We start from the raw sequence: 2,162 nt of genomic DNA, 5'->3' as shown, positions 1-2,162 counted from the left end.
TTCGCAAGCGAGGAAAATGCCAAGAAAGACAGCGACGACGACGCGCAGTCCTGATTTCTCCCAAACATGTCCTGAAAAAATGGAGCCGACGACCGGATTCGAACCGGTGACCTACGCATTACGAATGCGTTGCTCTACCAACTGAGCTACGTCGGCCTTGCGGAAGGCGCGGGGTGCTGGTGACGCCCCGGGGGGAGGGCCGTTGCGCGGCCTATTCGGCCGGGGCGCTGCGGAGCCGCTCCAGGAGGTGGAATCTTATATCTTTGCCGCGCTGGACGGTCAAGAGAACGCGCTCGCGCTCTGCGCCCTTTTCGAGGGCTTTTTCCAGATCGTCGGCGCCGGTGACGCCCTGGCCCTCGATGCTGACGATGATGTCGCCGATCTCCATGCCGCTCTCATCGGCGGGGGTGCCGCGTTCGACGAAGGAGACGTAGGCCCCCACCCGCGATTCCAGCCGCGAATTGAGCTGGCGGCCGGTGGTGATGTCCTGATAGCCAAATCCCCAGTCGCTCTCGCGCTCGGGGGTGTCGATGGCCGGCTGGGCCTCCAGGGTAAGCGTCAGGGTTTCGGGCTTCAAATCCCGCAGGACCTTCACCTTGATCTTCTCGCCCACGGCAAAGCCGGCTACGAGGCGCGAGAGCGAGGAGGCCTCTCCCTCGTCGGGGACGTCGACCTCGGTCCCCTCGATCTCGATGATGATGTCGCCGGCCTTGAGCCCGCCCTTCTCCGCAGGCGACCCGTCGAGAACCGCCGAGACGATGGCGCCGCCCTGGGTGGCCATGCCCCAGTACCGCGCGAGCTGGCGCGAGAGCGGCTGGAAGGTGATGCCCAGCCACGCGCGCTCGATCTGGCCCGAGGCCATGAGGTTTTCCTTCACCTTGAGCGCGGTCTCGATGGGAATGGTAAAGCCGATGCCGCGGCCGGCGGCAATCGAGTTCACGCCGACCACCTCGCCCTTCAGGTTGACGAGCGGCCCGCCCGAGCTTCCCTGGTCGATCAAAGCATCGGTCTGCACGAATTCATTGATGAGTCCGCGAAACTGCAGGTTGCGACCCTTGGCCTGCACGATTCCGAACGAGACCGAGTTATCGAACCCAAAAGGATTTCCAACGGCGAGCACCCACTGCCCGACGACCAGCTTCTCGGCCGAGCCAAAGCGCGCAGGCTTGATGGTGTGGGAGTTGGGCTGAATCTGCAGCACCGCGAGGTCGGTCTGCTTGTCGGTGCCGACCACCCGCGCGGGAAAGGGCTCTTTAATTCCCGGCACGGTGACGGTCACTTTGAGCGCGGACTCGACGACGTGTTCATTGGTAAAGATGTGCCCCTCGGCATCGGCGATGATGCCCGAGCCCGAGACGATGCTCTTTCGGTTCTGGTGCTTCTGGACGGCCTCGATGTAGACCACGCTGGGCGTGATGTCCTTGGCCACCTTCTCGATGCGCCGCTGGAGTTTCTCGAACACCGCGAGCGCGTCGTCCTCGGCACTGGCCGGCCACGCACTGCACGCGCTCAGCACGAAGATCAACAGGGTCAGCAACGCCTTCTTCATCGAACCGCCTTCGAACCCGCAGGGGGCCTCAAGAGATTGTCTATATATAGATGATGGGGCGGGTAGCTGCGAAGGGGCGATCAGGGGGCCGGGCGTAACGATTTCAGCATTGCTTGGATTTCTCCAAGACGCGTTTCCGATTTCCAAATGAAGTAGCTGGCTTCACAGGGCTTTGCCCCTGACGTAGACTCGAACAGCGCCCTGAATTTCTCGGCCGTTTTTTCTTCGCCCAGCGCCCCGTACGCCTCACCTAGAGCCCCGTACGCTTCCTTCGTGCAGACGCCCGATTCGAGGGATTCCCTCAATCGCGTAATCGCAAGATCGAACTTGCCCGACTCCAATGCGAAATAACCGGAAAGAAACTGCAGCGCCGGTTCATTTGGTCGAAGCGTCAGCGCTTCTTCGAAATACTGCGCCGCAGACTCGAGATCCCCATCCATTCCACTGGCAAACCCCAATGCCGCTACAGACCGGAAATATTCCTCCGAACCAGATGACGCCAGCGCCCGCGCCAGCTCAAGATGCTCGATTGCAGCACCGGGGTCACCGTGGAAACCCTCAGGAGCGGCCATGTACATCAAGCCGATCTTGAGCAATGTCGTCGGAAGTTCCG

The 2,162-nt window shown here is 61.8% G+C and carries 2 protein-coding genes and 1 tRNA gene; all 3 read right to left on the bottom strand.

The window, feature by feature from the left end; genetic code table 11:
• Positions 1-80: 80 nt before the first annotated feature.
• Positions 81-156: transfer RNA gene (locus KDH09_14810), tRNA-Thr, on the bottom strand.
• Between the two features lie 55 nt (positions 157-211).
• Positions 212-1,549, bottom strand: coding sequence for a trypsin-like peptidase domain-containing protein (locus tag KDH09_14805; protein ID MCB0220966.1), 1,338 nt, complete (start codon positions 1,547-1,549; stop codon positions 212-214).
• 80 nt (positions 1,550-1,629) lie between these two features.
• The coding region (locus KDH09_14800; GenBank protein MCB0220965.1) for a hypothetical protein at positions 1,630-2,162 on the bottom strand (533 nt) is incomplete at its 5' end.

This window comes from Chrysiogenia bacterium (assembly GCA_020434085.1).
In the GTDB taxonomy this organism is placed as follows: Bacteria; JAGRBM01; JAGRBM01; order JAGRBM01; family JAGRBM01; genus JAGRBM01.
Note: the sequence above shows the minus strand (reverse complement) of the source record. Positions and strands in the feature narration are given on the sequence as shown.

Coding starts and splice junctions, on each gene's coding strand:
- KDH09_14805 (MCB0220966.1), bottom strand. CDS start 1,549: ATGAAGAAGGCGTTGCTGACCCTGTTGATCTTCGTGCTGAGCGCGTGC.